The sequence below is a fragment of the Cupriavidus nantongensis genome, from assembly GCF_041726985.1.
Taxonomy (GTDB): domain Bacteria; phylum Pseudomonadota; class Gammaproteobacteria; order Burkholderiales; family Burkholderiaceae; genus Cupriavidus; species Cupriavidus nantongensis_A.
On the sequence record NZ_CP168303.1, the window covers coordinates 226,264 to 252,198 of the forward strand.

General features: G+C 68.4%; 20 protein-coding genes and 1 tRNA gene. 16 read left to right on the plus strand and 5 right to left on the minus strand.

Annotated elements, in window-relative coordinates:
• Nucleotides 1–199 precede the first annotated feature (199 nt).
• Nucleotides 200–1,564 carry a bifunctional UDP-N-acetylglucosamine diphosphorylase/glucosamine-1-phosphate N-acetyltransferase GlmU gene (gene glmU, locus ACEI37_RS12100; RefSeq protein WP_373379091.1) on the plus strand — a complete coding sequence of 455 codons (1,365 nt, stop codon included), beginning with the start codon at nt 200–202 and terminating at the stop codon, nt 1,562–1,564.
• Nucleotides 1,565–1,654: 90 nt separating this feature from the next.
• Nucleotides 1,655–3,493, plus strand: coding sequence for a glutamine--fructose-6-phosphate transaminase (isomerizing) (glmS, locus tag ACEI37_RS12105; protein ID WP_373379092.1), 1,839 nt, complete (start codon nt 1,655–1,657; stop codon nt 3,491–3,493).
• Between the two features lie 94 nt (nt 3,494–3,587).
• Here the strand turns inward: glmS and ACEI37_RS12110 are convergent, their stop codons facing one another.
• Entirely contained in the window at nt 3,588–4,223 is a 636-nt protein-coding gene (locus ACEI37_RS12110; RefSeq protein ID WP_373379093.1) for a TetR/AcrR family transcriptional regulator, read from the minus strand.
• Between the two features lie 158 nt (nt 4,224–4,381).
• Here ACEI37_RS12110 and ACEI37_RS12115 point away from each other — a divergent pair, with 158 nt between their 5' ends.
• The 4 genes from ACEI37_RS12115 to ACEI37_RS12130 are packed head-to-tail and all read left to right on the plus strand — an operon-like array spanning nt 4,382 to nt 8,487.
• Nucleotides 4,382–5,446, plus strand: coding sequence for a phosphotransferase family protein (locus tag ACEI37_RS12115; RefSeq protein WP_373379094.1), 1,065 nt, complete (start codon nt 4,382–4,384; stop codon nt 5,444–5,446).
• A 2-nt stretch (nt 5,447–5,448) separates the two neighbouring features.
• The gene (locus tag ACEI37_RS12120; protein WP_373379096.1) at nt 5,449–5,835 is read left to right on the plus strand and encodes a DUF6285 domain-containing protein; all 387 of its coding nucleotides are present in this window, start codon (nt 5,449–5,451) and stop codon (nt 5,833–5,835) included.
• Nucleotides 5,832–7,124: an acyl-CoA dehydrogenase family protein gene (locus ACEI37_RS12125; RefSeq protein ID WP_373379097.1), complete on the plus strand. Its 1,293-nt coding sequence runs from the start codon at nt 5,832–5,834 to the stop codon at nt 7,122–7,124. Before ACEI37_RS12120 ends, ACEI37_RS12125 begins: the two co-directional genes overlap by 4 nt.
• A 52-nt stretch (nt 7,125–7,176) precedes the next feature.
• Nucleotides 7,177–8,487, plus strand: a complete 1,311-nt coding sequence (locus ACEI37_RS12130) for an MFS transporter (protein ID WP_373379098.1) — start codon at nt 7,177–7,179, stop codon at nt 8,485–8,487.
• A 42-nt stretch (nt 8,488–8,529) separates the two neighbouring features.
• Here ACEI37_RS12130 and ACEI37_RS12135 read toward each other — a convergent pair whose 3' ends face one another.
• A complete protein-coding gene (locus ACEI37_RS12135; protein ID WP_373379099.1) occupies nt 8,530–9,459 on the minus strand; it encodes a LysR family transcriptional regulator in 930 nt (309 codons plus the stop codon).
• Nucleotides 9,460–9,564: 105 nt separating this feature from the next.
• Here ACEI37_RS12135 and ACEI37_RS12140 point away from each other — a divergent pair, with 105 nt between their 5' ends.
• The 4 genes from ACEI37_RS12140 (at nt 9,565) to ACEI37_RS12155 (ending at nt 12,275) form a co-directional block, all read left to right on the plus strand.
• Nucleotides 9,565–10,557: a Bug family tripartite tricarboxylate transporter substrate binding protein gene (locus ACEI37_RS12140; RefSeq protein WP_373379100.1), complete on the plus strand. Its 993-nt coding sequence runs from the start codon at nt 9,565–9,567 to the stop codon at nt 10,555–10,557.
• A 306-nt stretch (nt 10,558–10,863) separates the two neighbouring features.
• Nucleotides 10,864–11,343: a bacterioferritin gene (gene bfr, locus ACEI37_RS12145; protein ID WP_373379101.1), complete on the plus strand. Its 480-nt coding sequence runs from the start codon at nt 10,864–10,866 to the stop codon at nt 11,341–11,343.
• Nucleotides 11,344–11,439: 96 nt separating this feature from the next.
• Nucleotides 11,440–11,514: transfer RNA gene (locus ACEI37_RS12150), tRNA-Cys, on the plus strand.
• A 317-nt stretch (nt 11,515–11,831) separates the two neighbouring features.
• On the plus strand, nt 11,832–12,275 hold the full coding sequence (locus ACEI37_RS12155; protein WP_062796456.1) for a GNAT family N-acetyltransferase: 444 nt from the start codon (nt 11,832–11,834) through the stop codon (nt 12,273–12,275).
• Nucleotides 12,276–12,335: 60 nt separating this feature from the next.
• On the opposite strand, the gene dmeF is transcribed toward ACEI37_RS12155, so the two are convergent.
• Both dmeF and ACEI37_RS12165 read right to left on the minus strand, forming a co-directional pair.
• Nucleotides 12,336–13,301: a CDF family Co(II)/Ni(II) efflux transporter DmeF gene (dmeF, locus tag ACEI37_RS12160; protein ID WP_373379102.1), complete on the minus strand. Its 966-nt coding sequence runs from the start codon at nt 13,299–13,301 to the stop codon at nt 12,336–12,338.
• A gap of 410 nt (nt 13,302–13,711) precedes the next feature.
• Nucleotides 13,712–15,172: a PLP-dependent aminotransferase family protein gene (locus ACEI37_RS12165; protein WP_373379103.1), complete on the minus strand. Its 1,461-nt coding sequence runs from the start codon at nt 15,170–15,172 to the stop codon at nt 13,712–13,714.
• Nucleotides 15,173–15,494: 322 nt separating this feature from the next.
• On the opposite strand from ACEI37_RS12165, the gene ACEI37_RS12170 reads away from it, so the two are divergent.
• From ACEI37_RS12170 to ACEI37_RS12185, 4 genes are all read left to right on the plus strand, one after another.
• Nucleotides 15,495–16,826: an aspartate aminotransferase family protein gene (locus tag ACEI37_RS12170; protein ID WP_373379104.1), complete on the plus strand. Its 1,332-nt coding sequence runs from the start codon at nt 15,495–15,497 to the stop codon at nt 16,824–16,826.
• Nucleotides 16,827–16,933: 107 nt separating this feature from the next.
• Entirely contained in the window at nt 16,934–18,451 is a 1,518-nt protein-coding gene (locus tag ACEI37_RS12175; RefSeq protein ID WP_373379105.1) for a CoA-acylating methylmalonate-semialdehyde dehydrogenase, read from the plus strand.
• A gap of 16 nt (nt 18,452–18,467) precedes the next feature.
• Entirely contained in the window at nt 18,468–18,818 is a 351-nt protein-coding gene (locus ACEI37_RS12180; RefSeq protein ID WP_252682451.1) for a VOC family protein, read from the plus strand.
• Between the two features lie 173 nt (nt 18,819–18,991).
• Entirely contained in the window at nt 18,992–20,389 is a 1,398-nt protein-coding gene (locus ACEI37_RS12185) for an amino acid permease (protein WP_373379107.1), read from the plus strand.
• A 3-nt stretch (nt 20,390–20,392) separates the two neighbouring features.
• Here ACEI37_RS12185 and ACEI37_RS12190 read toward each other — a convergent pair whose 3' ends face one another.
• A complete protein-coding gene (locus tag ACEI37_RS12190; RefSeq protein ID WP_373379108.1) occupies nt 20,393–21,802 on the minus strand; it encodes a PLP-dependent aminotransferase family protein in 1,410 nt (469 codons plus the stop codon).
• 201 nt (nt 21,803–22,003) lie between these two features.
• Between ACEI37_RS12190 and ACEI37_RS12195 the strand changes: the two genes are divergently transcribed.
• Together ACEI37_RS12195 and icmF are read left to right on the plus strand one after the other, a co-directional pair.
• Nucleotides 22,004–22,351 (plus strand): DUF2917 domain-containing protein, encoded by a 348-nt coding sequence (locus ACEI37_RS12195; RefSeq protein WP_373379109.1) that lies wholly within the window; start codon nt 22,004–22,006, stop codon nt 22,349–22,351.
• 264 nt (nt 22,352–22,615) lie between these two features.
• Nucleotides 22,616–25,915 carry a fused isobutyryl-CoA mutase/GTPase IcmF gene (gene icmF, locus ACEI37_RS12200; protein ID WP_373379110.1) on the plus strand — a complete coding sequence of 1,100 codons (3,300 nt, stop codon included), beginning with the start codon at nt 22,616–22,618 and terminating at the stop codon, nt 25,913–25,915.
• Nucleotides 25,916–25,935: the final 20 nt, after the last annotated feature.

A 25,935-nucleotide genomic window follows, 5' to 3' on the forward strand; every position in this document is an offset into this window, starting at 1 on the left:
ATGTTAAAATCGCCGCGCATTGGAACCGGGCCCGCTCGCTGCCCGCCAGCCAAGTCCTGGCAAGGGTTTGCGGGAAGATGCGCTGGCCCGGCGGCAGGCTTGGGCAAGCCCCGGCGGCGCACTTTGCCAAACACCGGGCCAAACACCCGGACGGCGTTTTCCAGAATATTTTCGGACACACTCACTTAGGGGTCTCCTTGTGAATATCGTCATTCTCGCCGCGGGCATGGGCAAGCGGATGTATTCCGATTTGCCCAAGGTGCTGCACCCGGTAGCCGGGCGGCCCATGCTCGCGCATGTCCTGGATACGGCCCGTGCGCTGTCGCCATCGCGGCTGGTGGTCGTGGTCGGCCACGGCGCCGCGCGCGTGCGCGAGGCGGTGGCCGCTGACGATGTCGCCTTCGCCGAGCAGGCCCAGCAACTGGGCACGGGCCATGCGGTGATGCAGGCACTTCCCTTGTTGGACGACAACCAGCCTACGTTGGTTCTCTACGGTGACGTGCCGCTCACCAGCGCGGCGACGCTGCAGGCACTGGTGGCCGAGGCCGGCGCTCAACGCTTTGGTGTGCTCACCGTGGAAATGCCCGACCCAACCGGCTATGGCCGCATTGTGCGCGACGCGGCGGGCAGCATCGTCCGCATCGTCGAGCAGAAGGACGCGAGCGAAGCCGAGAAGGCCATCCGCGAAATCAACACCGGCATTATCGTGTGCCCGACCGGCCACCTGCGCAAGTGGCTGTCGACGCTACGCAACGACAATGCCCAGGCCGAGTACTATCTGACCGACACCGTCGAGCGCGCCGTCGCCGACGGCGTCGAGACGGTCTCGGCCCAGCCGGCGGCGGTGTGGGAGACGCTGGGCGTCAACAGCAAGCTGCAGCTGGCCGAGGTCGAGCGCATCCACCAGGGCAACCAGGCCCGGCGCCTGCTCGAGGCCGGCGTGACGCTGCTGGACCCGGCCCGCATCGACGTGCGCGGCGAGCTCACCTGCGGGCGCGATGTCACCATCGACGTCGGCTGCGTGTTCGAGGGCCGCGTTCACCTGGAAGACGGCGTGCGCATCGGCGCCCATTGCGTGGTCCGCAACAGCACCGTCGGCGCCGGCGCGCAGGTGCACCCGTTCTGCCATATCGATGAGGCCAAAATCGGGCCCGCCGGCCGCATCGGGCCGTACGCGCGCCTGCGCCCCGGCACCGAGCTGGGCGAGGACGTGCATATCGGCAACTTCGTCGAGGTCAAGAATGCACAGGTGGCGGCACACAGCAAGGCCAACCACCTGGCTTATGTGGGCGACGCCACGGTGGGCTCGCGCGTCAATATTGGCGCGGGTACCATCACCTGCAACTATGACGGGGTGAACAAGCACCGCACCGTGATCGAGGACGATGTCTTCATCGGCTCCGATACGCAACTGGTGGCACCCGTGACGGTGCGCCGCGGCGCCACGCTGGGTGCCGGCACCACGCTCACCAAGGAGGCCCCGGCCGACAAGCTGACGCTGTCGCGGGCCAAGCAACTGACCATCGACGCCTGGCAGCGTCCGGTCAAGCAGCCGAAGCAGTAAGTACCAGGGGCCGCCTGAGACTGGCGGCGCCACAGGATTCAAACCGGCGCCAGCGGCCTGCGGGCAGGCGCCAGCAAACGGGGGTTCAGCATGTGTGGCATCGTCGGCGCGGTATCCACGCGCAACATCGTTCCGGTCCTGATCGAAGGGCTGCGCCGCCTGGAGTATCGCGGCTATGACTCGTGCGGCGTCGCCGTCGTGCGCGACGATGCGGTCGAGCGCGCGCGCACCGTGTCGCGCGTCGCCGACCTCGACGCGCAGACTCAGGCGTCCGGCCTGTCCGGCTTCACCGGCGTGGCGCATACGCGCTGGGCCACGCACGGCAAGCCCGATACCGTCAACGCCCACCCGCACCTGTCGGGCGAGACCATCGCGCTGGTGCACAACGGCATCATCGAGAACTACGAGCCGCTGCGCGAAGAGCTGCGCGCGGTCGGCTACGGCTTCGAATCGCAGACCGATACCGAGGTGGTCGCCCACCTGATCCACCAGGCCTACAGCTATCCCAGCAGCGCCACGCGCGGCGACCTGTTCGCCTCGGTGCGCGCGGTCACCAAGCGCCTGCACGGCGCCTACGCCATCGCGGTGTTTGCCAAGGACCAGCCGGGCCGCGTGGTCGGCGCGCGCGCCGGCTCGCCGCTGGTGGTGGCGCTGGGCGAGAACGAATCCTTCCTGGCGTCCGACGCGCTGGCCGTGGCCGGCACCGCCAACCGCATCATTTACCTGGAAGAGGGCGATGTGGTCGAGATCACGCTGGACGGCGTGACCATCCACGACGCCGGCGACCACCCGGTCGAGCGTGAAGCGCGCGTGGTCGAAGCCCACGCCGCGTCGGTGGACCTGGGCCCGTACCGCCACTTCATGCAGAAGGAAATCTTCGAGCAGCCGCGCGCGCTGGGCGACACGCTCGAGGGCGTCGAAGGCCTGTCGCCGGACCTGTTCGGCGACAACGCCGCCGAGGTCTTCGCCGGCATCGACAGCGTGCTGATCCTGGCCTGCGGCACCAGCTACTACTCCGGCTGCACCGCGAAGTACTGGCTCGAAAGCATCGCCAAAATCCCGACCCAGGTCGAGGTCGCCAGCGAATACCGCTACCGCGACACCGTGCCCAACCCGCGCGCGCTGGTGGTAGTGATCTCGCAATCGGGCGAGACCGCCGACACCATGGCCGCGCTGCGCCATGCGCGCGCGCTCGGCCACGTCCATACGCTGGCGGTCTGCAACGTCGCCACCAGCGCCATGGTGCGCGAGACCGAACTGCGCTTCCTGACCCGCGCCGGCACCGAGATCGGCGTGGCCTCGACCAAGGCCTTCACCACGCAGCTGGCCGCGCTCTACATGCTGACGCTGTCGCTGGCCAAGACCCGCGGCCTGCTGACCGAAGAGGCCGAGGCCCAGGCCCTGACCAACCTGCGCCACCTGCCGGCCGCGCTGCACGGCGTGCTGGCGCTGGAGCCGCAGATCATCGCCTGGTCCGAAGACTTCGCCCGCCGCGAGAACGCACTGTTCCTCGGCCGCGGCCTGCATTACCCGATCGCGCTGGAGGGTGCGCTCAAGCTCAAGGAGATCTCGTATATCCACGCCGAGGCTTACCCGGCCGGCGAGCTCAAGCACGGCCCGCTGGCACTGGTCACCGAAGCCATGCCGGTGGTCACCGTCGCCCCCAACGACGCGCTGCTGGAGAAGCTCAAGTCCAACATCCAGGAAGTGCGCGCCCGTGGCGGCCGCCTGTACGTGTTCGCCGACAGCGATACGCAGATCCAGTCGTCCGACGGCATCCAGGTGATCCGCATGCCCGAGCACTACGGCGACCTCTCGCCGATCCTGCATGTGGTGCCGCTGCAGCTGCTGGCGTACCACACGGCGTGCGCGCGAGGCACGGACGTGGACAAGCCGCGCAACCTGGCGAAGTCGGTGACGGTGGAGTAAGGCAAGCCAAGCCGGCACGGCGCCGGCTGCAGCTGCACCTTGCGAAGAGGCCCTGCGGGGCCTCTTTTCCATGGTGGCTCCGACTTGACCGCCGCTACGCCACCGCCAGCAGGAACACCCGTGCCATTTCCTGGTCCAGCCGGCGGTCCGACAGCGCATAGATGCTTTCGCGGTTGATCAGCGCATACAGCAGCGTGCCGGCGAGCGCCTGGTGGGCGAAGCGGATGCGCATTTCCAGCTCGGGCGACGGACCGGCCGGATGCAGCCGCGCCAGGCGCGAGGCCAGGTCGATGATGTACTGGCGGTTGAGCTGCCGGATCGGGTCTTCGCCGGTGGTGGCGCGCACCACCAGCGAGGCGCGCAGCACGCCTTCATTGCGGCAGGCCCAGATGCGGCTGTCGCGCGCCATGGTGCGCACCGCGTTTTCCAGCGTCGTCGGCGCGTTATCGAGCTGCGCCAGGCGCGCCGCCATGGCCTGGCGCAGCGTGGCCAGCGCCAGCGCCTGCAGCGCCTTGAAATAGCTGTCCTTGCCGTCGAAGCGGCTGTAGAACGCGCCGGTGGTGACGCCGGCGCGGGCACAGATCTCCTGGATGGGCACTTGTTCCAGCGTGCGTTCGCGCAGCAGCCGCCGGCCCGCCTCGAGCAGCCGGTGGGTGGTGCGCAGCCCGCTGGAATAGCGCGGCGCGGCATAGCCGGCATGGCCCTCGAGCGCGATCAGCTTTTCTTTCATGACGACCCCGATTCGGTGCGGAAGTGATTCCGCATGCCTCTGCTTGTCCGTGTTTTTACTGATGTCATGAACTGTATCAGGCCACCATACTCGCCAAAAACATAATTGAGATTATCAATTCAGCGGTGCCGCGACCATGCGGGACTGCCCGGAGACCGATGCACCCTTCCACGCTCCCCGACGCGGAAGCCAGCCTGTTGGCCGGCCTGCGCCGCGTCGTACGTCGCGAGTTGCCCGGCTTCGATGCCGAGGCCGGCATCGGCGGTTTGCGCCGCCTGTCTGGCGGCGCCAGCCAGGAGACCTGGTCGTTCACGCTGGCCGGACCGCACGGGCCGGCGCCTATGATCCTGCGGCGCGATCCCGGCGCGCGGGGGCGGCCCGCGGCGACGGTCTCGGCAATCCAGGCGGGCATGGCGGCCGAGGCCGCGCTGCTGCGTCTGGCCGGCGCCGCCGGGGTGCCGGTGCCGGTGGTGCGGGCGATGCTGGCGCCGCAGGACGGCATCGGCGCCGGCTTTGTAATGGACCGCATCGAAGGCGAGACGCTGGGCGGCCGCATCGTGCGCGAGCCGCGGCTGGCGCGGGCGCGCGAAGGGCTGGCCTACCAATGCGGACAGGCGCTGGCCGCGATCCACGGCATCGACCGGGCCGCGCTGCCGCCGCTGCGCGAGAGCCATGCCGCCGAAGAAGTCGAGGGCTACCTGCGGCGCTACCGGGTGGCGGGCGAGCAGCGGCCGGTGTTCGAGCTGGCCTTCCGCTGGCTGCAGCGCCATGCGCCGGCCACCGGGCGCACCACGCTGGTCCATGGCGATTTCCGCAACGGCAACCTGATGGTCGACGAGACGGGCCTGCGCGCGGTGCTGGACTGGGAGCTGGCGCATGTTGGCGATCCCATGACGGACCTGGGCTGGCTGTGCGTGAATTCCTGGCGCTTCGGCAGCACCGGCTTGCCGGTGGGTGGTTTCGGCACGCGTGAGCAGCTGTTTGCCGGCTATGCCGACGCGGGCGGCACGGTCGATGCCGGGCGCGTGCGCTTCTGGGAGATCTTCGGCGTGCTCAAGTGGGGCGTCGCCTGCCAGACCATGTCGCGCGCGCCGGAAGGCGGCGGGCCGCGCAGCGTGGAGCGCGCCGCGATCGGCCGGCGCAGTTCCGAAACCGAGATCGACCTGCTCGACCTGCTGCTGCCGCGCGAGCCTGCGCCGGCCGGCCCGGCCTGCGGAGACTGACCATGCCAGACACCCCCCACGCCGCGGAACTGATCGACGCTGTGATCGCCTTCACGCGTGACACCGCGATCCCAGCCCTGAGCGGCCGCGCTGCCTTCGACGCGCGCGTGGCCGCCAACGTGCTCGACATCGTCGCGCGCGAGCTGCGCCTCGCGCCCGCGGCGCAGGCCGCCGAGCATGAGCGCGTGCGCGCGCTGCTGGGCGCCGACGGCACGCTTGCCGAACTGAACCGGCGCCTGTGCGAGGGCATCGCCAGCGGGCGCCTCGATGCCGCCACGCCGGGGCTTGCCGACCACCTGTGGGCGGTCACGCTGGCCAAGCTTGCCGTCGACCAGCCCGGGTACAGCAGCTATCGCCAGATTGTGGATCCCGAGGAGACGCTTCCATGAATTTCCAGCTGCCGGCCGAGCTGACGGCCTACCTGGCCGAGCTCGATGCCTTTATCGAGGCGGAGATCGCACCGCTGCAGGCCGAACACGACAACCAGCGCTTCTTCGACCACCGCCGCGAGTGGGCCCGCACCGACTTCGACAACCAGGGCCTGCCGCGCCCCGAATGGGAGGCGCTGCTGGCCGAGGCGCGCCGCCGCGCCGACCGCGCCGGCCACCTGCGCTTCGCGCTGCCCGCCGAGTACGGCGGCCGCGATGGCGGCAACCTGTGGATGGCCGTGATCCGCGAGCACCTGGCGGCCAGGGGGCTGGGTTTGCACAACGACCTGCAGAACGAGCATTCGATCGTCGGCAACAAGCCGTTCGTGCTGGTGCTGCGCGATTTCGGCAGCGACGCGCAACGCGCCACGCTGATCCCGGGCATGCTCGACGAGACCGTCAAGCTGAGCTTCGGCCTGACCGAGCCGGAGCACGGTTCCGACGCCACCCACATGGCCACGCGCGCGCGTCCGGAGGCGCGCAGCGGGCGCGCCGGCTGGCGCATCGACGGCGAGAAGATGTGGACCACCGGCCTGCACACCGCCACGCACGTGGTGCTGTTCGCGCGCACCAGCGGCGAGGATGGCGATGCCCGCGGCATCACCGCGTTCCTGGTGCCGGCGCACAGCGAAGGCGTGCGCGTGGAAGAGTACCTGTGGACCTTCAACATGCCCACCGACCATCCGCGCGTGAGCTTTACCGGGGTCTGGGTGCCGGACGACGCCGTGCTGGGGCAGCCCGGCGCGGGTCTCGCCATCGCCCAGCATTTCGTGCACGAGAACCGCATCCGCCAGGCCGCCGCCAGCCTGGGCGCGGCCGACTACTGCATCCGCGAGAGCGTGAAGTACGCGCGCCAGCGCAAGCCCTTCGGCCAGGAGCTGGCGCGCAACCAGGGCATCCAGTTCCCGCTGGTGGAACTGGCCACGCGCGCCGAGATGCTGCGCGTGTTTATCCGCCAGACCGCCTGGCAAATGGACCAGATGCCCAAGCGGGAGGTGGAGAAACGCCTGTCGGACAAGGTCTCGATGTGCAATGTCACCGCCAATCGCCTGTGCTGCGAGGCCGCCGACACCGCGATGCAGGTGCACGGTGGGCTGGGCTATTCGCGCCACAAGCCGTTCGAGCACATCTACCGCCACCATCGCCGCTACCGCATCACCGAGGGCTCGGACGAGATCCAGATGCGCAAGGTCGGCGCCTACCTGTTCGGCTATATCGGCCGCGCCGGCGCCGGGACGGCGCATCAATGAATGAACCGCGATGCCTGCCGCGGCGGGCATCCCTTACTTCCGGGAGACACGCATGAATCCATCCTACCAACCCCGCCGAGCGTGGCTGACCGCGGTGCTGTTGTTCTTTTTCCTGGTGGTCAACGCCATGGACAAGATGGTGGTGGGCCTGCTGGCCGCGCCGATGATGGCGGAGCTGGGGCTGACGCCGGCGCAGTTCGGCCTGGTCGGCAGCAGCTTCTTCTGGCTGTTCGCGGTGTCGGGCGTGCTGGGCGGCTTTCTCGCCAACCGCACGCCGACCTCGCGGCTGCTGATCGTGATGGCGCTGGCGTGGTCGCTGTGCCAGATCCCGATCGCGCTGTCGTCGAGCCTGGCGGTGCTGATCGCCTCGCGCGTGCTGCTCGGCTTCATGGAAGGACCGGCCGCGCCGGTGGCGATCCACGCCTGCTACAAGTGGTTTCCGAACAACCGGCGCAACCTGCCGGTGGCGGTGCTGACGCAGGGCGCGGGCATCGGCATCGTGATGGCCGGGCTGCTGATCCCGGCGGTGGCGGCGCACTGGGGCTGGCGCACCAACTTCTACCTGCTGGCGGTGCTGGGGGTGGTGTGGGCGGTGGCGTGGATCGCGCTCGGGCGCGAAGGCACGCTCGACGAACGCCCGGCCACGCACGGCGCCGCGGACACCGGCGCGCCGCAGCGGCTGCCGTATCGCGTGCTGCTGAGCGATCCCACCGTGCTGGGCTGCTTTGCCTTGCGGCTGGCGGCGTACTGGGGCCTGGCGCTGTGCCTGACCTGGATCCCGGCCTACCTGCAAAGCGGGCTGGGCTTCGACCATGCCGTCAGCGGCAAGCTGTTCGCGCTGATCGTCGGCACCAACCTGCCGCTGACGATCGCGATCGCATGGTGCTCGGAACGCCTGCTCGCGCGCGGGGTGTCGTCGCGGGTGGCGCGCGGCCGGGTCTCGGCCGGCATGCTGCTGCTGGCGGGCGGCTTCTTCCTGTCGCTGCTGTGGCCGGACACCACGCCCGCCATGCGCGTGGGGCTGCTGGTGCTGGCCTGCGTGTGCGCGCCGGCGATCTATTCGCTCGGCCCGGCGATGCTGGCCGAGGTGGTCCCGGCCGGGCAGCGCGGCGCGGTGCTGGCGATCGATGCCTCGGTGTCGTCGGTGGCCGGCGTGCTGGCGCCGCTGGTGACGGGCGTGCTGGTGCAGAACGTGCCTGGCGCGCGCGGCTTTGAACTGGGGCTGGCGCTGTGCGGCGCGCTGATGGTGGTGGCGGCGCTGGCCGGGCTGTGCGTGGTCAACCCCGAGCGCTCGCGCCAGCGCATGGCCGCGCGGCTGCCGGCGGAGGTCCCGGCCGGACAGCCCGCGGTGGCTGCTGGCTGAACGCCTCGCATCGCGCCGGCCCGCCCCGCCGGCCGGCCCTGACTAGGCGCCGGTCTGCGCCACCGCTTCATGCACCAGCGCCGCGAATACGCGCATGGCCGGCGACGGGGTGCGCCCGGCCAGCGTGACGATGCCATATTGCGCCTTCAGCGCGGTGGGCGGATGCATCGGCAGGGCCACGGCCTGGCGCTGCGCGCACGCCTCGGCCATCATCGCCACTGGCACCAGGGCCACGGCATCGACCGCCAGCAGCAGCGTGCGCAGCGCGTGCATGTCGTTGCAGGTGACGCTCATCAGCCCGGGCTCGTCCTCGGGCAGCGAGCCGCTGCCGCCGCTGGCCTCGTGCAGGGCCTGGCGGAAGTAGCGCACGATATGCGGCGGCAACCGGGTCCCGGCCACCGGGTAGCCACGCAGGTCGGCCAGCGTGACCCGGCGCTGCCGGGTCAGCGGATGGCCGCTGCGCACAAAGAATGCCGTTTCCAGTGCCGGCAGCCGGTCGATCTGCAGGTGTGCCAGTTCTGCCAGGCTGCGGCTTTCGCCGACAAAGATGTCGAGCTGCTCGGCTTCGAGCGAACGCCGCATCGCGGGCGTGTCGGCGGTTTCGAGGTCGATGCGCAGCCGCGGATAGCGGCGCACCAGCGCCTCCAGCACCGGGTCCAGCAGGAACGAGGCCGCAAACGGCCCGAAGCCGGCGCGGATCGTGCCGATCTCCACGTCCTCCAGCAATTGCAGGTCGCGCCGCAGCTCGCGCTGCTCGCGCAGCATGCGGCGCGCACGCGCCAGCGCCAGTGTGCCGGCGGCGGTGGGGCGTACCTTGCCGTAGCTGCGGTCGATCAGCGTGCCCAGCTCGGACTCCAGCGCCTGGATGCTGCGCGTCAGCGCCGGTTGCGACAGGTGCAGCGCGGCGGCGGCGCGCGCGAAGCTGCCTTGCTCGACCAGCGTGACGAAGTGATGCAGTTGCCTCAGGCCCATGAATTAAACCATTTCCGCATCAAAAACTGAAAAATATTGCATTGGACGTAAGTTCTCAAGCCTACTAAGGTTGTCCACCAAAACCAAAACCGATCTGGAGACAACATGAACCGACGCGCATGGCTGACGCTGGCCACTAGTGGCCTGGTCGCCGGGCTTTCGCTCGGCATGGCCCTGCCGGCCGCGGCACAGGCGTACCCCGCCAAGCCGATCCGCATTGTCGTGCCCTATGTGGCCGGCGGCGGCACCGACACCATTGCCCGCGCCATGGGCGAAAAGCTCAGCAAGCGGCTGGGCCAGCCGGTGGTGGTCGACAACAAGGCCGGCGCTTCAGGCATCATCGGCACCGATGCCGTGGCCAAGGCATCGCCCGATGGCTACACGTTGCTGATGACGCTGACGCAGTCGGTGCTGACCAACCAGTTCCTGTTCCAGAAGCTGCCTTACGACCCGCGCAAGGATCTGAGCATGATCAGCGTGCTGGCCGACGCGCAGCTGGTGCTGGTGACCCATCCGTCGGTGCCGGCGCGCACCGTGCGCGAGCTGGGCGACTACGCGCGCAGCCGGCCGGGCAAGCTGAGCTATGCCTCGTGGGGCGTGGGCTCGCTGTCGCACCTGAGCGGCGCCTACTACAGCAAGCTGGTGCACGGCCAGGCCACGCACGTGCCCTACAAGGGCGAGGCGCCGATGCTGCAGGACCTGCTCGGCGGGCAGGTGCAATTTGGCTTCGCCAGCATCCTCACCGCCAAGCCCTACATCCAGAGCGGCAAGCTCAAGGCACTGGCGGTGACCGGCACGCAGCGCAGCAGCGCGTTGCCCGACATGCCCACCTTCGCCGAGGCCGGCATGCAGGACAGCGCCTTCAAGACCGTCGGCTGGATCGGGCTGGTGGCGCCGGTGGGCGTGCCCGCACCGATCCTGGCCCGGCTCGAGAGCGAGGTGCGCGCCATCCTGCAGACCCCCGAGATGCAGGAGCGCATGGTCACGCTGGGGCTGCGCACCGTGGGCAGTACGCCGGCCGAGGCGCAGGCGCTCTATGCGCGCGACTGGCCGGTGCTGAAGACGCTGGTGGCGGATTCGGGCGCGAAGCTGGACTGAACTGCAACGATGGCAACGCCAAGGGCGGGCGCCGCGGCAAACACCGCGGCGCCCGTTTTTTATTGTCGCGATGTCGTGCAGGGCGCTTATGAAAGCCGAATAAAAACCATTGGCATTCGCATCCGCAAGCAGGCCGAGAAATAAGGAATTCGTGCGGCAAGAACGACGCGGCGCGGCCCCGGATTGCTTGATGTCCGCCTGTGCGGGACTACCATGAAGTCACGGCGGCTGATTCGCCGTGGCGTTGCTGTGGTCGTGCCATCGCGACATCGCATGTCCCTGTCACAGGGGCATTGGGGGAGTGCCATGAAGACCGACAAGAAGGTGATCCAGTTGCTCAACGCACAGCTGCGCCATGAGCTGACCGCCATCAACCAGTACTTCCTGCATGCCCGCATGTACCGGCACTGGGGCTTGCGCGCGCTGGGCAAGCATGAGTACGAGGAATCGATCGAGGAAATGAAGCACGCCGACAAGCTGATCGAGCGCATCCTGCTGCTCGACGGCTTGCCCAACCTGCAGGACCTCGACAAGCTGCTGGTCGGCGAGAACACCGAAGAGATGCTCGGCTGCGACCTGAAGCTGGAGCTGGTGTCGCAGGCCAGCTGCAAGGACGCGATCAAGTATTTCGAGTCGGTCGGCGATTATGTTTCGCGCCAGCTGGTGGTCGATATCCTCGAAGACACCGAGGAACATATCGACTGGCTCGAGGCGCAGCTGGAGCTGGTGCGCAAGGTCGGCTTGCAGAACTACATCCAGTCGGCCATGGGCGAGATCGAGGGCTGAGCCGGCGCGTCGCGTCGCGCGGTCTCCTGCAAAGATTTTCATTTCCCGCTACACTGCGGCCCGCAGCACGTCGCGCCGCTCCGGTGCGAGGTCAGCGGCGGGGTGGCAGAGTGGTTATGCAACGGCCTGCAAAGCCGTGTACGACGGTTCGATTCCGGATCCCCGCCTCCATCTTTCTGCGCGGGCGCATTGCGCCCGGCGCACCTGCGCAGTCGCGCGCGATCTCTCCGCTCCCCTTTCTTTCACACGCCTGTCATCGGCCAGCGCCATGACTGCGGCGGGCTGTGTCGCGCCCGCGCTGACCGGTATGCCGCAAAGGTTCCGGACACCCGTTTATCCCCAATGGATCAACGGCAGCGAATCAGGTAATGTTGCCCGACAGGCCCGCCGGCCTGCATGCAACCCGTGCCGCCAGTTGGCGGCACCGCCATGTACGGGCTTCCATGGCGTTTCCCATCGCGAGGCAGTGTGACAAACAGAGGCTCCAGATGATGAAAGACCTGCGCATCCGCGTGGCCGTGCCGACCGACGCTCCCGCCGTGGGAGAGGTGCTGGAACGGTGCGGGCTGCCGGTGGACGGCGTGCCGCGGCTGCTCGAGCATTTCCACGTTGCCATCCTTGGCGCACAGATCATTGGCTGCGCGGCTGGTGAGCGCTGCGGCGATACCGTGGTGATACGTTCCGTGGCCGTGCTGCCAGAACACCGCGACCAGGGCGTGGCCACCCACGTGGTGCGTGCCGCGCTGATGCGTGCCCGCGCCAACGGCGCGCGGCGCGCGGTGCTGCTGGCCTCCAGCTGCCCCAGCTACTTCGCGCGCTACGGCTTTACGCTGGTGCCGGCCGCCAAGCTGCCGCCCGAGGTCATGGCATCGAGCGAATTCCACCGCGCCGCGGACACGCCGCCGCTGTGCATGTGGTGCGAGCTGAGCTGATTCCCCGCTAGCCGGGGGCGAGCCGCTGCGCTCGCCTCGGTGATCGCCTCAGTGATCGCTTCAGTGATCCCCATCGCAGCGGCTGATCTCCACCGTCACGTGCACCAGTTCCTCGTGCACCGACAGCGCCTCGCGCACGCGCAGGGGCGTCAGCGCGGCATCATGCGTGACCAGGCAGACGATGCAGGCAAAGTGCTGCCGTCCCACGCGCCACACATGCAGATCCGAAACGCGGGTGCTTTCGTCGCCGTGATCCAGCCCGGCCAGCACCTCGCGCACTTCGTCCACCACCGGGTGGTCCATCTCGCGGTCCAGCAGCACCGTGCCGCTCTGGCGCATCAGGCCGATGGCCCAGCGGCCGACCAGCACCGCGCCCACCAGCCCCATCACCGGGTCCAGCCACGACCAGCCCAGCCACCAGCCGCCGGCCAGCGCGACGATCGCCAGCACTGAGGTCGCGGCATCGGCCAGCACGTGCACATAGGCGGCGCGCAGGTTGAGGTCATGGTGGTGATGGCCATGGTCGTGCCCGTGATGGTGACCATGGTCATGGCCGTGATCGTGGCCATGCGCATGGCCGCCGAGGATCAGCGCGCAGCCAAGGTTGACCAGCAGCCCGAGCGCGGTCACGCCCATTGCTTCGCGATAGTGGATGGCCTGTGGCGTGAACAGCCGCTCGATCGAGCCCGCCGCCATCAGCGCGGCAATGCACAGCAGGAACACCGCGCTGGCAAAGCCCGCCAGCACTTCGATCTTCCAGGTGCCGAAGGCAAAGCGCCAGTCGCCGGCGTAGCGCCGCGCGGCGGCATAGGCGAAGGCCGACAGGCCGATCGCCAGCGCGTGCGAACTCATGTGCCAGCCATCGGCCAGCAGTGCCATCGAGTTGAACCAGAGCCCGGCGGCGATCTCGGCCACCATGGTGATGGCGGTGATCACCATGACCAGGCGCGTGCCGCGTTCCGCGGCGCGGTTGCCGGCGTCGAAGGCGTGGCTGTGGGTCCAGGCGGACAGGTCTTGGGTATGCATGGGGAATACGTGCGTTGCGCTTGAAATCCTGATGAATCGTCCGGCAGCGGGCGGGCAGGCCCAAGGGTAGCAGAGACCCGTGCGCGTGCCGCGGCATCCCCCGATGGCATCAGGGGCGGGTTTGGGTTGGGTCAGGAAGCGGGGGCCGGTATTGCGAGCGTGTGCCTTATGCACAACAACATACCCGCGATAGTCGTAAGGAATCTATTCTTTCGCTTACATACATTCATGAATGGATGTATGATCCAGCGAAAAATTCACGTCCCCGTCATAACTTTGTTGACCGTACCGAGATGAGCTATCGCTTTATTGCCACCTGTCTTGCCGCCTGGGTAGGCGTTTGCGCCACCGCCGGCTGGCTGGTCGAGCGTCTCTGGAGCTGAGCGCCGGCCAGGCCGCCTCCCTCTAGCTCAAGCCGCCTGCCGCGCCTGCGCCAGGCTGTCAAAGAACTGCCACAGCTGCGGCGCATCGCCCGTGGCCACGTTGAAGCGGATCCATGGCGAGTCGGTTTCGTCCGGTTCGAAATACGATCCCGGCGCCAGCCAGATGCCATGTTCCAGCGCCAGCGTGGCGAGCCGGTTGCCGAGCAGCGGGCCGCCGCGCCGGCTGGCGTGCCAGCTTGCCTGCACGGCCTCGTTCAGGCGCGCCCACGCGAACATCCCGCCTTCCGGGCGCAACAGCACCTCGAGCCCGTGGGCTTCCATCTTTTCCGTGACGCGATCCTGCTGCGCGCGCAGCCGCTCGGCCAATGCCGTCACATGGCGCCCGTAGTGGCCGCTGGTCAGCACCGAATACACCAGCCGCTCCGTCACCTCCGATGAGGTCAGGCCGACCGCCATCTTGGTGCGCGCGAAGGCCTTGGCCAGGTCGGGGCTGGCCGCCAGGTAGCCGACCCGCAGCGACGGCGTGATGGTTTTGGAAAAGCCGTTGACATAGACCACCTGCGACAGTCCGTCCATGGCCGCCAGCATCGGCGAGCCCGCCGGCGCCAGCTCGCGGTAGATATCGTCCTCGACCACCAGCAGCCGGTGCTGCTCGGCCAGCTGCAGCACACGGAAGGCATTCATGCTGGTCAGGCTGGCGCCGGTCGGGTTTTGCAGCACGGTGTTGATGAACAGCGCGCGCGGGGCGTGGGCGCGCAGCGCGTCCTCCAGTGCATCCGTGTCCAGTCCCGCCGCCGTGCGCGGCACGCCGACCACGCGCAGCCCGGCCAGCCGCAGGATCTGCAGCAGGTTGCAGTAGCAGGGCGATTCCACCAGCACGGTATCGCCGGCGCGCAGCAGCGTGCGCACCACCAGGTCCAGCGCCTGCGTCGCGCCCTGGGTCAGCACCACCTGCTGCGCCTGCAGCGGGATGCCGTACTGGCCCAGGCCCGCGGCAATGTGCTCGCGCAGCGGCGCAAAGCCATATGGATGGCCGTAGCCTGACAGCTGCGCCGCCGGCACGCGCGCCGACGCACGCATGGCCTGGTGCAGGCCTTCCTCGTTGAGCCAGTCGCCCGGCAGCCAGCCGGCCCCGGCCTTGATCGGCACCGAATGGTCGGCGAACACGTCCTGCAGCAGCCAGGCCGCGTTCAGGCCCGGCGCCTCCCATTGCGGCGCGCGCGCATTGCCGGCCGGGGCGTGGCGGTGCGCCACGGTATAGCCTGAGCCGGGCCGCGCGGCCAGGTAGCCGAGTGCGGTCAGCCGCCCATAGGCCTCGGCCACGGTGAAGGTGCTGACATGATGATGCTGGGCAAAGCGCCGCACCGACGGCAGCGCCGCCCCGGCCCGCAGCGCGCGCTGTTCCACCAGCGCGGCGATGCCGGCGACGATCTGCTCGGTCAGGGTGTCGCCGTCGCGGCGGCTGCGGGTCAGGTTCAGGGTCAGCATCGGGCACTCGGGCGGGCGTGGACCTGTACAGTTTAGCGGCTGGCGGCGCGGTCGCGGCCGGTGGCGCTCCATCCCCCGAAAATTGCCGCGGTGCAACGTGGCATGCCATGTGGCGGCAGGAGCGGGGCGCAGCCGAAGCGCCCCGGAACGGCAGCGCCGGGCCGCTTGCCTATACGGTTTGGCGTGATCAAACTGTACGGTAAGGCGCGGTTGTCCAGACTGTATATTTTGTCGCCCAGCCGCCGCCGGTAGAGTGGCCTTCATCGCCGCCGCTGCCCCCAGCGCGGCGCCGCCCACCGACCCGATTCCTCCTGGAGAACGTATGGACGCCGCCAAGACCGTGATTCCCGATCTCGATGCGCTGTGGATGCCCTTCACCGCCAACCGCCAGTACAAGGCGGCGCCGCGCCTGCTGGCGTCGGCCAGCGGCATGTACTACACCACCCACGACGGCCGCCAGGTCCTGGACGGTTGCGCCGGCCTGTGGTGCGTGGCCGCCGGTCACTGCCGCAAGGAGATCGCCGAGGCGGTGGCACGCCAGGCGGCCACGCTGGACTATGCGCCGCCGTTCCAGATGGGCCATCCGCTGTCATTCGAGGCCGCCACCAAGGTGGCGGCGATCATGCCGCAGGGGCTGGACCGGATCTTCTTCACCAACTCGGGCTCGGAGTCGGTCGACACCGCGCTGAAGATCGCGCTGGCCTACCACCGCGCGCGCGGCGAAGGCCAGCGCACGCGCTTTATCGGCCGCGAGCGCGGCTACCACGGCGTTGGTTTCGGCGGCATGGCGGTGGGCGGCATCGGACCGAACCGCAAGGCCTTCTCGGCCAACCTGATGCCGGGCACCGACCACCTGCCGGCCACGTACAACCTGGCCGAGGCTGCGTTCTCCAAGGGCCAGCCGCAATGGGGCGCGCATCTGGCCGACGAGCTCGAGCGCATCCTGGCGCTGCATGACCCGGCCAACGTCGCCGCGGTGATCGTCGAGCCGCTCGCGGGCTCCGCCGGCGTGCTGGTGCCGCCGGTCGGCTACCTGGAAAAGCTGCGCGAGATCACCAGCCGCCACGGCATCCTGCTGATCTTCGATGAGGTCATCACCGCCTTCGGCCGCCTCGGCGCGGCCACCGCGGCCGAGCGCTTCAACGTGACGCCGGACCTGATCACCATGGCCAAGGCGATCAACAACGCCGCGGTGCCGATGGGCGCCGTCGCGGTGCGCCGCGAAGTGCATGACGCCGTGGTCAATTCGGCCGCGCCGGGCACGATCGAGCTGCTGCACGGCTATACCTACTCGGGCCACCCGGTTGCCGCCGCGGCGACCATCGCCACGCTGGACCTGTACCAGCGCGAGAACCTGTTCGGCCGCGCCGCCGAACTGGCGCCGGTATTCGAAGCCGCGGCGCACGGCGTGCGCGGCGCGCCGCACGTGAAGGACATCCGCAACTACGGGCTGGTGGCGGGCATCGAACTGGAATCGCGTCCGGGCCAGCCCGGCGCGCGCGCCTACGAGGCCTTCCTCAAGTGCCTGGAGCTGGGCGTGCTGGTGCGCTACACCGGCGACATCCTGGCGTTCTCGCCGCCGCTGATCATCTCCGAAGCGCAGATCGGCGAGCTGTTCGATACGGTGAAGAAGGCGCTGCAGGACATCAAGTAAGCGGCGCCTGCCGCATCGCATTGCCGCCGGGCCCGCGGGCCCGGCCTCCCTGAGTGCACACCGGGGCGCGCTGTGTTGCGCGCCGCGGCCATCGAAGGAAACCCCAAGTGAGCATCGCAGAAAACCGGCAACTGGCCGAAATCCATCATTTCATCGGCGGCACCGTGCGCCGCGCCGGCGGCCAGCGCCAGGCGGATGTGTTCAACCCCGCCACCGGCGAAGTCGCCGCGCGCGTCGCGCTGGGCACGGCGCAGGATGTGGCCGATGCCGTCGCCGCCGCCAAGGCCGCGTTCCCGGCCTGGGCCGACACCCCGCCACTGCGCCGCGCGCGCATCCTGTTCAAGTTCAAGGAGCTGCTGGACCAGCACCACGACGATCTGGCCGCGCTGATCACGCGCGAGCACGGCAAGGTGTTCTCGGATGCCAAGGGCGAAGTCACGCGCGGCATCGAGGTGGTCGAGTTCGCCTGCGGCATCCCCAACCTGCTCAAGACCGATTTCACCGACAACATCGGCGGCGGCATCGACAACTGGAACCTGCGCCAGCCGCTGGGCGTGGTGGCCGGCATCACGCCGTTCAACTTCCCGGTGATGGTGCCGATGTGGATGTTCCCGGTGGCGCTGGCGTGCGGCAATACCTTCGTGCTCAAGCCGTCCGAGCGCGATCCGTCGCCGAGCCTGCTGATCGCCGACCTGCTGCGCCAGGCCGGCCTGCCCGACGGCGTGTTCAACGTGGTGCAGGGCGACAAGGAAGCGGTCGACGCGCTGCTCGCGCATCCGGACGTGCAGGCGCTGTCGTTCGTCGGCTCGACCCCGATTGCCGAGTACATCTATACCGAAGGGACGAAGCACGGCAAGCGCGTGCAGGCGCTGGGCGGCGCCAAGAACCACCTGGTGGTGATGCCCGATGCGGACCTGGACCAGGCCGTCGACGCGCTGATCGGCGCGGCCTACGGTTCGGCCGGCGAGCGCTGCATGGCGATCTCGGTGGCCGTGGCGGTCGGCGACGTGGCTGACAAGCTGGTACCGCGCCTGGCCGAACGCGCCCGCGCGCTGAAGATCCGCAACGGCATGGAGGCCGATGCCGAGATGGGCCCGCTGGTGACCGGCGCGCACAAGGCCAAGGTCGAGGGCTATATCGCCAAGGGCGTGGCCGAGGGGGCGACGCTGGTGGCCGATGGCCGCGGCCACCAGGTCGATGGCCACGAGAACGGCTTCTATGTCGGCGGCACGCTGTTCGACCATGTGACGCCGGAGATGACGATCTACAAGGAAGAGATCTTCGGCCCGGTGCTGTCGGTGGTGCGCGTGCACGACTTTGCCGAGGCGGTGGCGCTGATCAACGCGCACGAGTACGGCAACGGCGTGTCGTGCTACACCAGCGACGGCGGCATCGCGCGCGCGTTCGCGCGGCAGATCCAGGTGGGCATGGTCGGCATCAACGTGCCGATCCCGGTGCCGATGGCGTGGCATTCGTTCGGCGGCTGGAAGCGCTCGCTGTTCGGCGACCACCATGCCTATGGCGAAGAGGGCGTGCGCTTCTACACGCGCTACAAGAGCGTGATGCAGCGCTGGCCGGACTCGATCGCCAAGGGCGCCGAGTTCACCATGCCGGTGGCGAAGTAAGCAGCGGAGCGCGGGCATGAAGGTCAACCGCATCGTTGCCAACATCGGCACCGCAGATCCCGGCCAGGCCCGCGCCTTCTACCAGGACGTGCTGGGCCTGGACCTGCTGATGGACCACGGCTGGATCCGCACCTACGGCAGCGATGCCGCGGCACGGACCCAGGTCAGCTTTGCCGTGGAAGGCGGCAACGGCACGCCCGTGCCCGCGCTGTCGATCGAGGTCGACGATGTCGACGAGGCCCACCGCCGCATGGTGGCGGCCGGTTTTGCGGTCGAATACGGCCCGGCCGACGAGCCGTGGGGCGTGCGGCGCTTCTTTGTGCGCGACCCGTTCGGGCAACTGGTCAATATCCTCGCGCACGCCTGAGCGCGCGCCTTGCGTGCCGTCAGTGCCGGGCAGGCAAGGCTTTCCTATCATTCCTGCAACGCGTTGGCCCGGCGCAAGTGACGCATGCGCCCGCCCAGCGGCGTACACTAGCGCCCTTTTTTCCGGGCCCGCGCGTTACCGTCGCGGGCCCGGCTACCGTTGCAGGAGTCTGAATGAGCTTGTTCCGCACCAAGGACATCGACGCGATGCTGGCCGTCGCGCGCGATGACGGCCTGAAAAAGGTGCTGGGTCCGGTCGACCTGGTGCTGATGGGCATCGGCGCCATCATCGGTACCGGCATCTTTGTGCTGACCGGCACCGGCGCGCTGACCGCGGGCCCGGCGCTGACGGTGTCGTTCGTGATCGCCGCGCTGGCGTGCGGCTTTGCCGCGCTGTGCTACGCCGAGTTCGCCTCGGCGATCCCGGTGTCGGGCTCGATCTATACCTACAGCTACGCCACGCTGGGCGAGATCGTCGCGTGGATGATCGGCTGGGACCTGCTGCTGGAATACGGACTGGCTACTTCGGCGGTGTCGGTGGGCTGGTCGGGCTATTTCCAGTCGCTGATGGCGGGCTTCGGCATGAAGCTGCCTGCGGCGTTGAGCGCGGCGCCGGGCTCGGTGCCGGGCGTGCAGACCGTGCTGAACCTGCCGGCGTGCCTGATCATGCTGGCCATCACCTGGGTGGTGTCCTACGGCGTGCGCGAGTCCGCGCGCGTCAACAACCTGATGGTGGCGGTGAAGATCGGCGTGGTGCTGCTGTTTATCGCGGTTGGCGTGTGGCACGTGCAGCCGGCCAACTGGCAGCCATTCGCGCCGTTCGGCTTTGCCGGCATCTTCAATGCAGCGGCGCTGGTGTTCTTCGCCTTTATCGGCTTCGATGCCGTGACCTCGGCCGCGGAAGAAGTGCGCAACCCGCGCCGCGACCTGCCGATCGGCATCATCGGCTCGCTGGCGGTCTGCACCGTGCTGTATGTGGTGGTCGCGGCGATCATGACCGGCATCGTGCCGTTCGCGAAGTTTGCGGGCGTGGACCATCCGGTCTCGCTGGCGCTGCAGTTTGCCGGGCAGAACTGGGTGGCGGGCTTCGTCGACCTGGGCGCGATCCTGGGCATGACTACGGTGATCCTGGTGATGACCTACGGCCAGACCCGCGTGATCTTCGCCATGTCGCGCGACGGGCTGCTGCCGGAGCGGCTGTCATCGGTGCATCCGGTGCATGCCACGCCGTATTTCGCCACCTGGACCGTCGGCGTGGTGTTTGCCGCGATTGCCGCCTTCGTGCCGCTGAACGTGCTGGCCGAGCTGATCAATATCGGCACGCTGGCCGCCTTCACGCTGATCTCGGTCGCGGTGCTGGTGCTGCGCAAGACCCGGCCCGAACTGCCGCGCGCGTTCCGCTGCCCGGGCGTGCCAGTGGTGCCGCTGCTATCGATCGGCTTCTGCCTGTTTCTGATGGCCCACCTGCAGGCGCTGACCTGGGCCGCCTTCCTGGTGTGGCTGGCGCTGGGGCTGGTGATCTACTTCGCCTATGCGCGGCGCAATGCCGTGCTGCATAACCACGGCGGCTGAGCGTCAGCGCGCGCCGCGCTCCGCCGCCGCCTTCATGAAGGCCACCGCGCGCGGCTCGTTGGCATAGGCGGCGTTGATGCGGATCCACGCCGAGGTCTCGCCGCCCGGGCGGAAGTAGTTGCCCGGCGCCAGCGTCACGCCAAACTGCTCGCCCAGTGCCACCAGTTCGCGCGAATCCTCGATGCCCGGCGGGCGCGCCCACAGGAAGTTGCCGCCGGAGGGCTGGCAGAACACCTCCCAGCCGTTGCCATGCAACTGCCGCACCGCGTTGGCGACGGCCTCGCGCACGCGCAGCCGCAGCCGTTCGACGTACTTGCGGTAGCCGCCGCGCTCCAGCAGCGCCGCGGTCACCGCTTCGGCAAAGTGTGAGCCGGCCACGCTGGTCAGCACCTTCACATCGACCAGGTCCTTGACCAGCGCCTTGTCGGCCACCAGGTAGCCGATCCGCAGCGAGGCCGACACCGTCTTGGAAAAGCCGCCGATGTAGATCACGTGCTCGAGCTGGTCGAGCGTGGCCAGCCGGTCGGTGAAGTGGGTCTGGAAGTCCGAGAAGATATCGTCCTCGACAAAGCGGAAGCCATGGCGGCGCGCCAGCTCCAGCAGCCGGAACGCCACCGGCGGCGCCAGTGTCGAGCCGGTCGGGTTCTGCAGCACGCTGTTGGTGAAGAACAGCTTGGGCTTGTGCTGGCGCAGCAGCGCCTCGGTGGCATCGGGGTCGGGGCCGTCGGGCGTGTGCGGCACGCCCACCAGCTGCACCCCGTGCAGCCGCAGCAGGCCGAACAGGTTGTAGTAGCCGGGGTCTTCGACGAACACCGTGTCGCCGGGCTTGAGCAGGTGGCGCACCACCAGGTCCAGCGCCTGGCTGGCGCCGGTGGTGATCAGCACCTGCGGCAGCTCCGCCGCAATGCCCAGCTGGCGCACGCGCAGCAGCACCTGGCGGCGCAGCTCCGGATGCCCCATCGGCGTGGCGTAGTGGATCACGCTGTCGATCTCGTTGCGCGAGATCGCGCGGATCGCCTGCGTCAGGCCCTCCACGTCGCGCCAGGTTTCAGGGACGAAGCCGCCCGCCAGCTTCAGGGTGCCGCTGGGATGGTTGAACTGCTCCAGGATATGGTCCGACAGATCCTCCGCCAGGCTCGGATCCGACCAGCCGCGCGCCGAGCGCCCCGCCAGCGGACTGTCCGCCACATAGAACCCCGAGCCCTGCCGCGAATCGAGCAGCCCCTGCGACACCAGCCGGTCATAGGCCTCGATCACCGGGAAACGGCTGATGCCGTTCTCCGCGGCAAGCTGCCGGATCGACGGCAGCCGCGCACCGGGGCGTGCCTCGCGGTTGCCGATCCACGCCTTCACGCCTTCGACGATCTGCTCGGTCAGTGGAATTCCGGTGGAAGCATCTAAGATGAGTTTCATGGGCGGATCTGCCGGGAAGGGACTGGGGCAGGCAACTGTCAGGAAAAACTACTGAACAGTCCATCGAAAACTGTTCACAACTGTACATGGGATTGTAGTGAGGGATGCGAATAATGGAAGCATGGCGGACGAAGGCGCCGGCATCCTCATCCAGGACGCTCCGGTACCCGCGATGACCGCCGGGCTGACAAGGAGTACAACATGCGCGAACTACGGACTTTCGAACTGGACCAACCCGGACAGCCGGTGAGCTGGCGCGCCGGTTACGGGCAGACCGTCTGCGCGGTGGCGGGCAAGCTGTGGCTGACGGTGGAAGGCAATCCCAACGATATCTGGCTGGAACCGGGCCAGGAACTGTCGCTGCCCGAGGGCTATCGGGTCTGGCTGTCCGGCGATGGTGCGGGAGCACGCTTCACGCTGGCGCAGACGCCGGCACCGTGGTCGATGCAGCGGCTGGCCGCGTGGCTGCGCGCGCTGCGGCATCGGGTCGACGAGCACAGCACCGATGCATTCGGCGAGTGCCCGCGGATCGGGGCGCTGTGCCGGTGAATCGGTCGTACTCAATCAGGATGCGCCTCAAAGGCTACCGACACGGTGGCCTTTTGTTTGTCCGCAGCCTGCAGACATCTACTCTATAAGGGCGCCAGCGCCCCGCCGTGCGGGTTCCGCCCCATTGATTTACGTTAACGTCAACGTCATACAATCGATCCGCCCCAACTCCGGGGCGCAGTCCGCGAGTTTCCAGCCAAGCCGGCACAGAACGGCGCCGGCGGACGCCGCGGTCGCAGCCAACACCCCGACACGGTGGAGACAATGACCGACCTTTCCGATGTCCATGATGTGCGCCGCGGCGCGCCCCAGCCCAAGCCGGTGCAGCCCGGCACCGGCCCGGCCAACAAGGTGCGCTTCGTCACCGCGGCATCCCTGTTCGACGGCCACGACGCCTCGATCAACATCATGCGCCGCATCCTGCAGTCGCACGGTTGCGAGGTGGTCCACCTCGGCCACAACCGCTCGGTCGAGGAGATCGTGACCGCGGCGCTGCAGGAAGACGCGCAGGGCATTGCCATCTCCAGCTACCAGGGCGGCCATGTCGAGTACTTCAAGTACATGGTCGACCTGCTGCGCGACAAGGGCGGCGAGCACGTGCAGGTCTTCGGCGGCGGCGGCGGCGTGATCGTGCCCGACGAGATCCGCGAACTGCAGGCCTACGGCGTGGCCCGCATCTACAGCCCCGAAGACGGCCAGCGCATGGGCCTGGCCGGCATGATTGCCGACATGGTGCAGCGCTGCGACCTCGACCTGAGCCGCTACGCGCCGACCTCTCTTGATCCCGTTGCCGCGGGCGACCGCCGCGCGCTGGCGCAGCTGATCACCGCGCTCGAAAACGGAAAGGCCGATGCCGCGCTGGTGGCGGCGATGCACGCGCAGGCGCAGCAGGCATCGATCCCCGTGCTGGGCATCACCGGCACCGGCGGGGCCGGCAAGTCGTCGCTGACCGACGAGCTGATCCGTCGCTTCCGGCTCGACCAGCAGGATGCGCTGTCGATCGCGGTGATCTCGATCGACCCGTCGCGGCGCAAGTCCGGCGGCGCGCTGCTGGGCGACCGCATCCGCATGAATGCGATCAACCACCCGAACATCTTCATGCGCTCGATGGCGACGCGCGAGGCGGGCTCCGAGATCTCGCAGGCGCTGCCCGACGCGATCGCCGCGTGCAAGGTGGCGGGCTTCGACCTGGTGATCGTCGAGACCTCCGGCATCGGCCAGGGCGACGCCGCGATCGTGCCGCATGTGGACCTGTCGCTGTACGTGATGACGCCCGAGTTCGGCGCCGCCAGCCAGCTCGAAAAGATCGACATGCTGGACTTCGCCGACTTCGTCGCCATCAACAAGTTCGACCGCAAGGGCGCGCAGGATGCCTGGCGCGACGTGGCCAAGCAGGTGCAGCGCAACCGCGAGCAATGGCACGGCAAGCCGGAAAACATGCCGGTGTACGGCACCCAGGCGTCACGCTTCAATGACGACGGCGTCACCATGCTGTACCAGGGCCTGCGCGAGGCGCTGGCCGGACATGGCCTGAAGGTGAAGGCGGGCACGCTGCCCGCGCTGGCGGGGCGCATCTCCACTGGCCAGAACGTGATCGTGCCGCCCGCGCGCAGCCGCTACCTGGCCGAGCTGGCCGACACCGTGCGCGCCTACCACCGCCGTGTCGCCGAGCAGAGCCGCATCGCGCGCGAGCGCCAGCAGCTGCGCGAATCCAGCCGCATGCTGCAGGCCGCGCAGGGCGATGGCGCCGCGCTGGACGCGCTGGCTGCACTGGCCGCCGAGCGCGACAGCGCGCTGGGCCAGGTCGAACGCAAGCTGCTGGCGATGTGGCCGCAGATGCGCGAGGCCTACAGCGGCGACGAATACGTGGTGAAGATCCGCGACAAGGAGATCCGCACCGGCCTGGTCACCACCACGCTGTCGGGCACCAAGGTGCGCAAGGTGGTGCTGCCGCGCTTCGAGGACGACGGCGAGGTGCTGAAGTGGCTGATGCGCGAGAACGTGCCGGGCAGCTTCCCGTACACCGCCGGCGTGTTCGCCTTCAAGCGCGAGAACGAAGATCCCACGCGCATGTTCGCCGGCGAAGGCGATGCCTTCCGCACCAACCGGCGCTTCAAGCTGGTGTCCCAGGGCATGGATGCCAAGCGCCTGTCGACCGCGTTCGACTCGGTCACGCTGTATGGCGAAGACCCGCATGTGCGCCCCGACATCTACGGCAAGGTCGGCAACTCGGGCGTGTCGATCGCCACGCTCGACGACATGAAGGTGCTGTACGACGGCTTCGATCTGACCAGCCCGAGCACCTCGGTGTCGATGACCATCAACGGCCCGGCGCCGACCATCCTGGCGATGTTCATGAACACCGCCATCGACCAGCAGCTAGACAAGTTCCGCGCCGACAACGGCCGCGATCCCACCGCCGACGAAGAGGCCAAGATCCGCGCGTGGGTGCTGCAGAACGTGCGCGGCACGGTGCAGGCCGATATCCTCAAGGAAGACCAGGGCCAGAACACCTGCATCTTCTCCACCGAGTTCTCGCTCAAGGTGATGGGCGATATCCAGGAGTACTTCGTGCACCACCAGGTGCGCAACTTCTACTCGGTGTCGATCTCGGGCTACCACATCGCCGAGGCCGGCGCCAACCCGATCTCGCAGCTTGCGTTCACGCTGTCCAACGGCTTCACCTATGTGGAGGCCTACCTGGCGCGTGGCATGCATATCGACGATTTCGCGCCCAACCTGTCATTCTTCTTCTCCAACGGCATGGATCCCGAGTACAGCGTGCTGGGCCGCGTCGCGCGCCGCATCTGGGCCGTGACCATGCGCGACAAGTACGGCGCCAACGAGCGCAGCCAGAAGCTGAAGTACCACATCCAGACCTCGGGCCGCTCGCTGCATGCGCAGGAGATCGACTTCAACGATATCCGCACCACGCTGCAGGCGCTGATCGCGATCTACGACAACTGCAATTCGCTGCACACCAACGCCTACGACGAGGCCATCACCACGCCCACCGGTGAATCGGTGCGCCGCGCGCTGGCGATCCAGCTGATCATCAATCGCGAATGGGGCGTGGCCAAATGCGAGAACCCCAACCAGGGCAGCTTCCTGATCGAGGAACTGACCGACCTGGTGGAAGAAGCGGTGCTGCAGGAGTTCGAGCGCATCGCCGAGCGCGGCGGCGTGCTCGGCGCGATGGAGACCGGCTACCAGCGCGGCAAGATCCAGGAGGAATCGCTCTACTACGAGCAGCTCAAGCACGACGGCACGCTGCCGCTGATCGGCGTGAACACCTTCCGCAACCCGGAGGGCGACCCAGTCCCGCAGAAGCTGGAACTGGCGCGCTCCAGCGAGGCCGAGAAGCAGAGCCAGCTCGCGCGCCTGCAGGCGTTCCAGCAGGCGCATGCCGACGAAGCCCCGGCAATGCTGCAGCGGCTGCGGCAAGCGGTGATCGACAACCAGAACGTGTTCGCGGTGCTGATGGATGCGGTGCGGGTCTGCTCCCTGGGGCAGATCACGCATGCGCTGTTCGAGGTCGGCGGGCAGTACCGGCGCAATATGTAGACCCCGATCCACGCGCTGAC

Bases quoted from the DNA above. Each gene is read 5' to 3' on its own strand.
- ACEI37_RS12110 (WP_373379093.1), bottom strand. From the start codon at position 4,223: ATGAAAGAAAAGCTGATCGCGCTCGAGGGCCATGCCGGCTATGCCGCG.
- ACEI37_RS12185 (WP_373379107.1), top strand. From the start codon at position 18,992: ATGAGCTTGTTCCGCACCAAGGACATCGACGCGATGCTGGCCGTCGCG.
- ACEI37_RS12180 (WP_252682451.1), top strand. From the start codon at position 18,468: ATGAAGGTCAACCGCATCGTTGCCAACATCGGCACCGCAGATCCCGGC.
- ACEI37_RS12135 (WP_373379099.1), bottom strand. From the start codon at position 9,459: ATGGGCCTGAGGCAACTGCATCACTTCGTCACGCTGGTCGAGCAAGGC.
- ACEI37_RS12190 (WP_373379108.1), bottom strand. From the start codon at position 21,802: ATGAAACTCATCTTAGATGCTTCCACCGGAATTCCACTGACCGAGCAG.
- ACEI37_RS12130 (WP_373379098.1), top strand. From the start codon at position 7,177: ATGAATCCATCCTACCAACCCCGCCGAGCGTGGCTGACCGCGGTGCTG.
- ACEI37_RS12115 (WP_373379094.1), top strand. From the start codon at position 4,382: ATGCACCCTTCCACGCTCCCCGACGCGGAAGCCAGCCTGTTGGCCGGC.
- ACEI37_RS12195 (WP_373379109.1), top strand. From the start codon at position 22,004: ATGCGCGAACTACGGACTTTCGAACTGGACCAACCCGGACAGCCGGTG.
- ACEI37_RS12170 (WP_373379104.1), top strand. From the start codon at position 15,495: ATGGACGCCGCCAAGACCGTGATTCCCGATCTCGATGCGCTGTGGATG.
- ACEI37_RS12140 (WP_373379100.1), top strand. From the start codon at position 9,565: ATGAACCGACGCGCATGGCTGACGCTGGCCACTAGTGGCCTGGTCGCC.
- icmF (WP_373379110.1), top strand. From the start codon at position 22,616: ATGACCGACCTTTCCGATGTCCATGATGTGCGCCGCGGCGCGCCCCAG.
- bfr (WP_373379101.1), top strand. From the start codon at position 10,864: ATGAAGACCGACAAGAAGGTGATCCAGTTGCTCAACGCACAGCTGCGC.
- dmeF (WP_373379102.1), bottom strand. From the start codon at position 13,301: ATGCATACCCAAGACCTGTCCGCCTGGACCCACAGCCACGCCTTCGAC.
- ACEI37_RS12125 (WP_373379097.1), top strand. From the start codon at position 5,832: ATGAATTTCCAGCTGCCGGCCGAGCTGACGGCCTACCTGGCCGAGCTC.
- ACEI37_RS12155 (WP_062796456.1), top strand. From the start codon at position 11,832: ATGATGAAAGACCTGCGCATCCGCGTGGCCGTGCCGACCGACGCTCCC.
- glmS (WP_373379092.1), top strand. From the start codon at position 1,655: ATGTGTGGCATCGTCGGCGCGGTATCCACGCGCAACATCGTTCCGGTC.
- ACEI37_RS12165 (WP_373379103.1), bottom strand. From the start codon at position 15,172: ATGCTGACCCTGAACCTGACCCGCAGCCGCCGCGACGGCGACACCCTG.
- ACEI37_RS12120 (WP_373379096.1), top strand. From the start codon at position 5,449: ATGCCAGACACCCCCCACGCCGCGGAACTGATCGACGCTGTGATCGCC.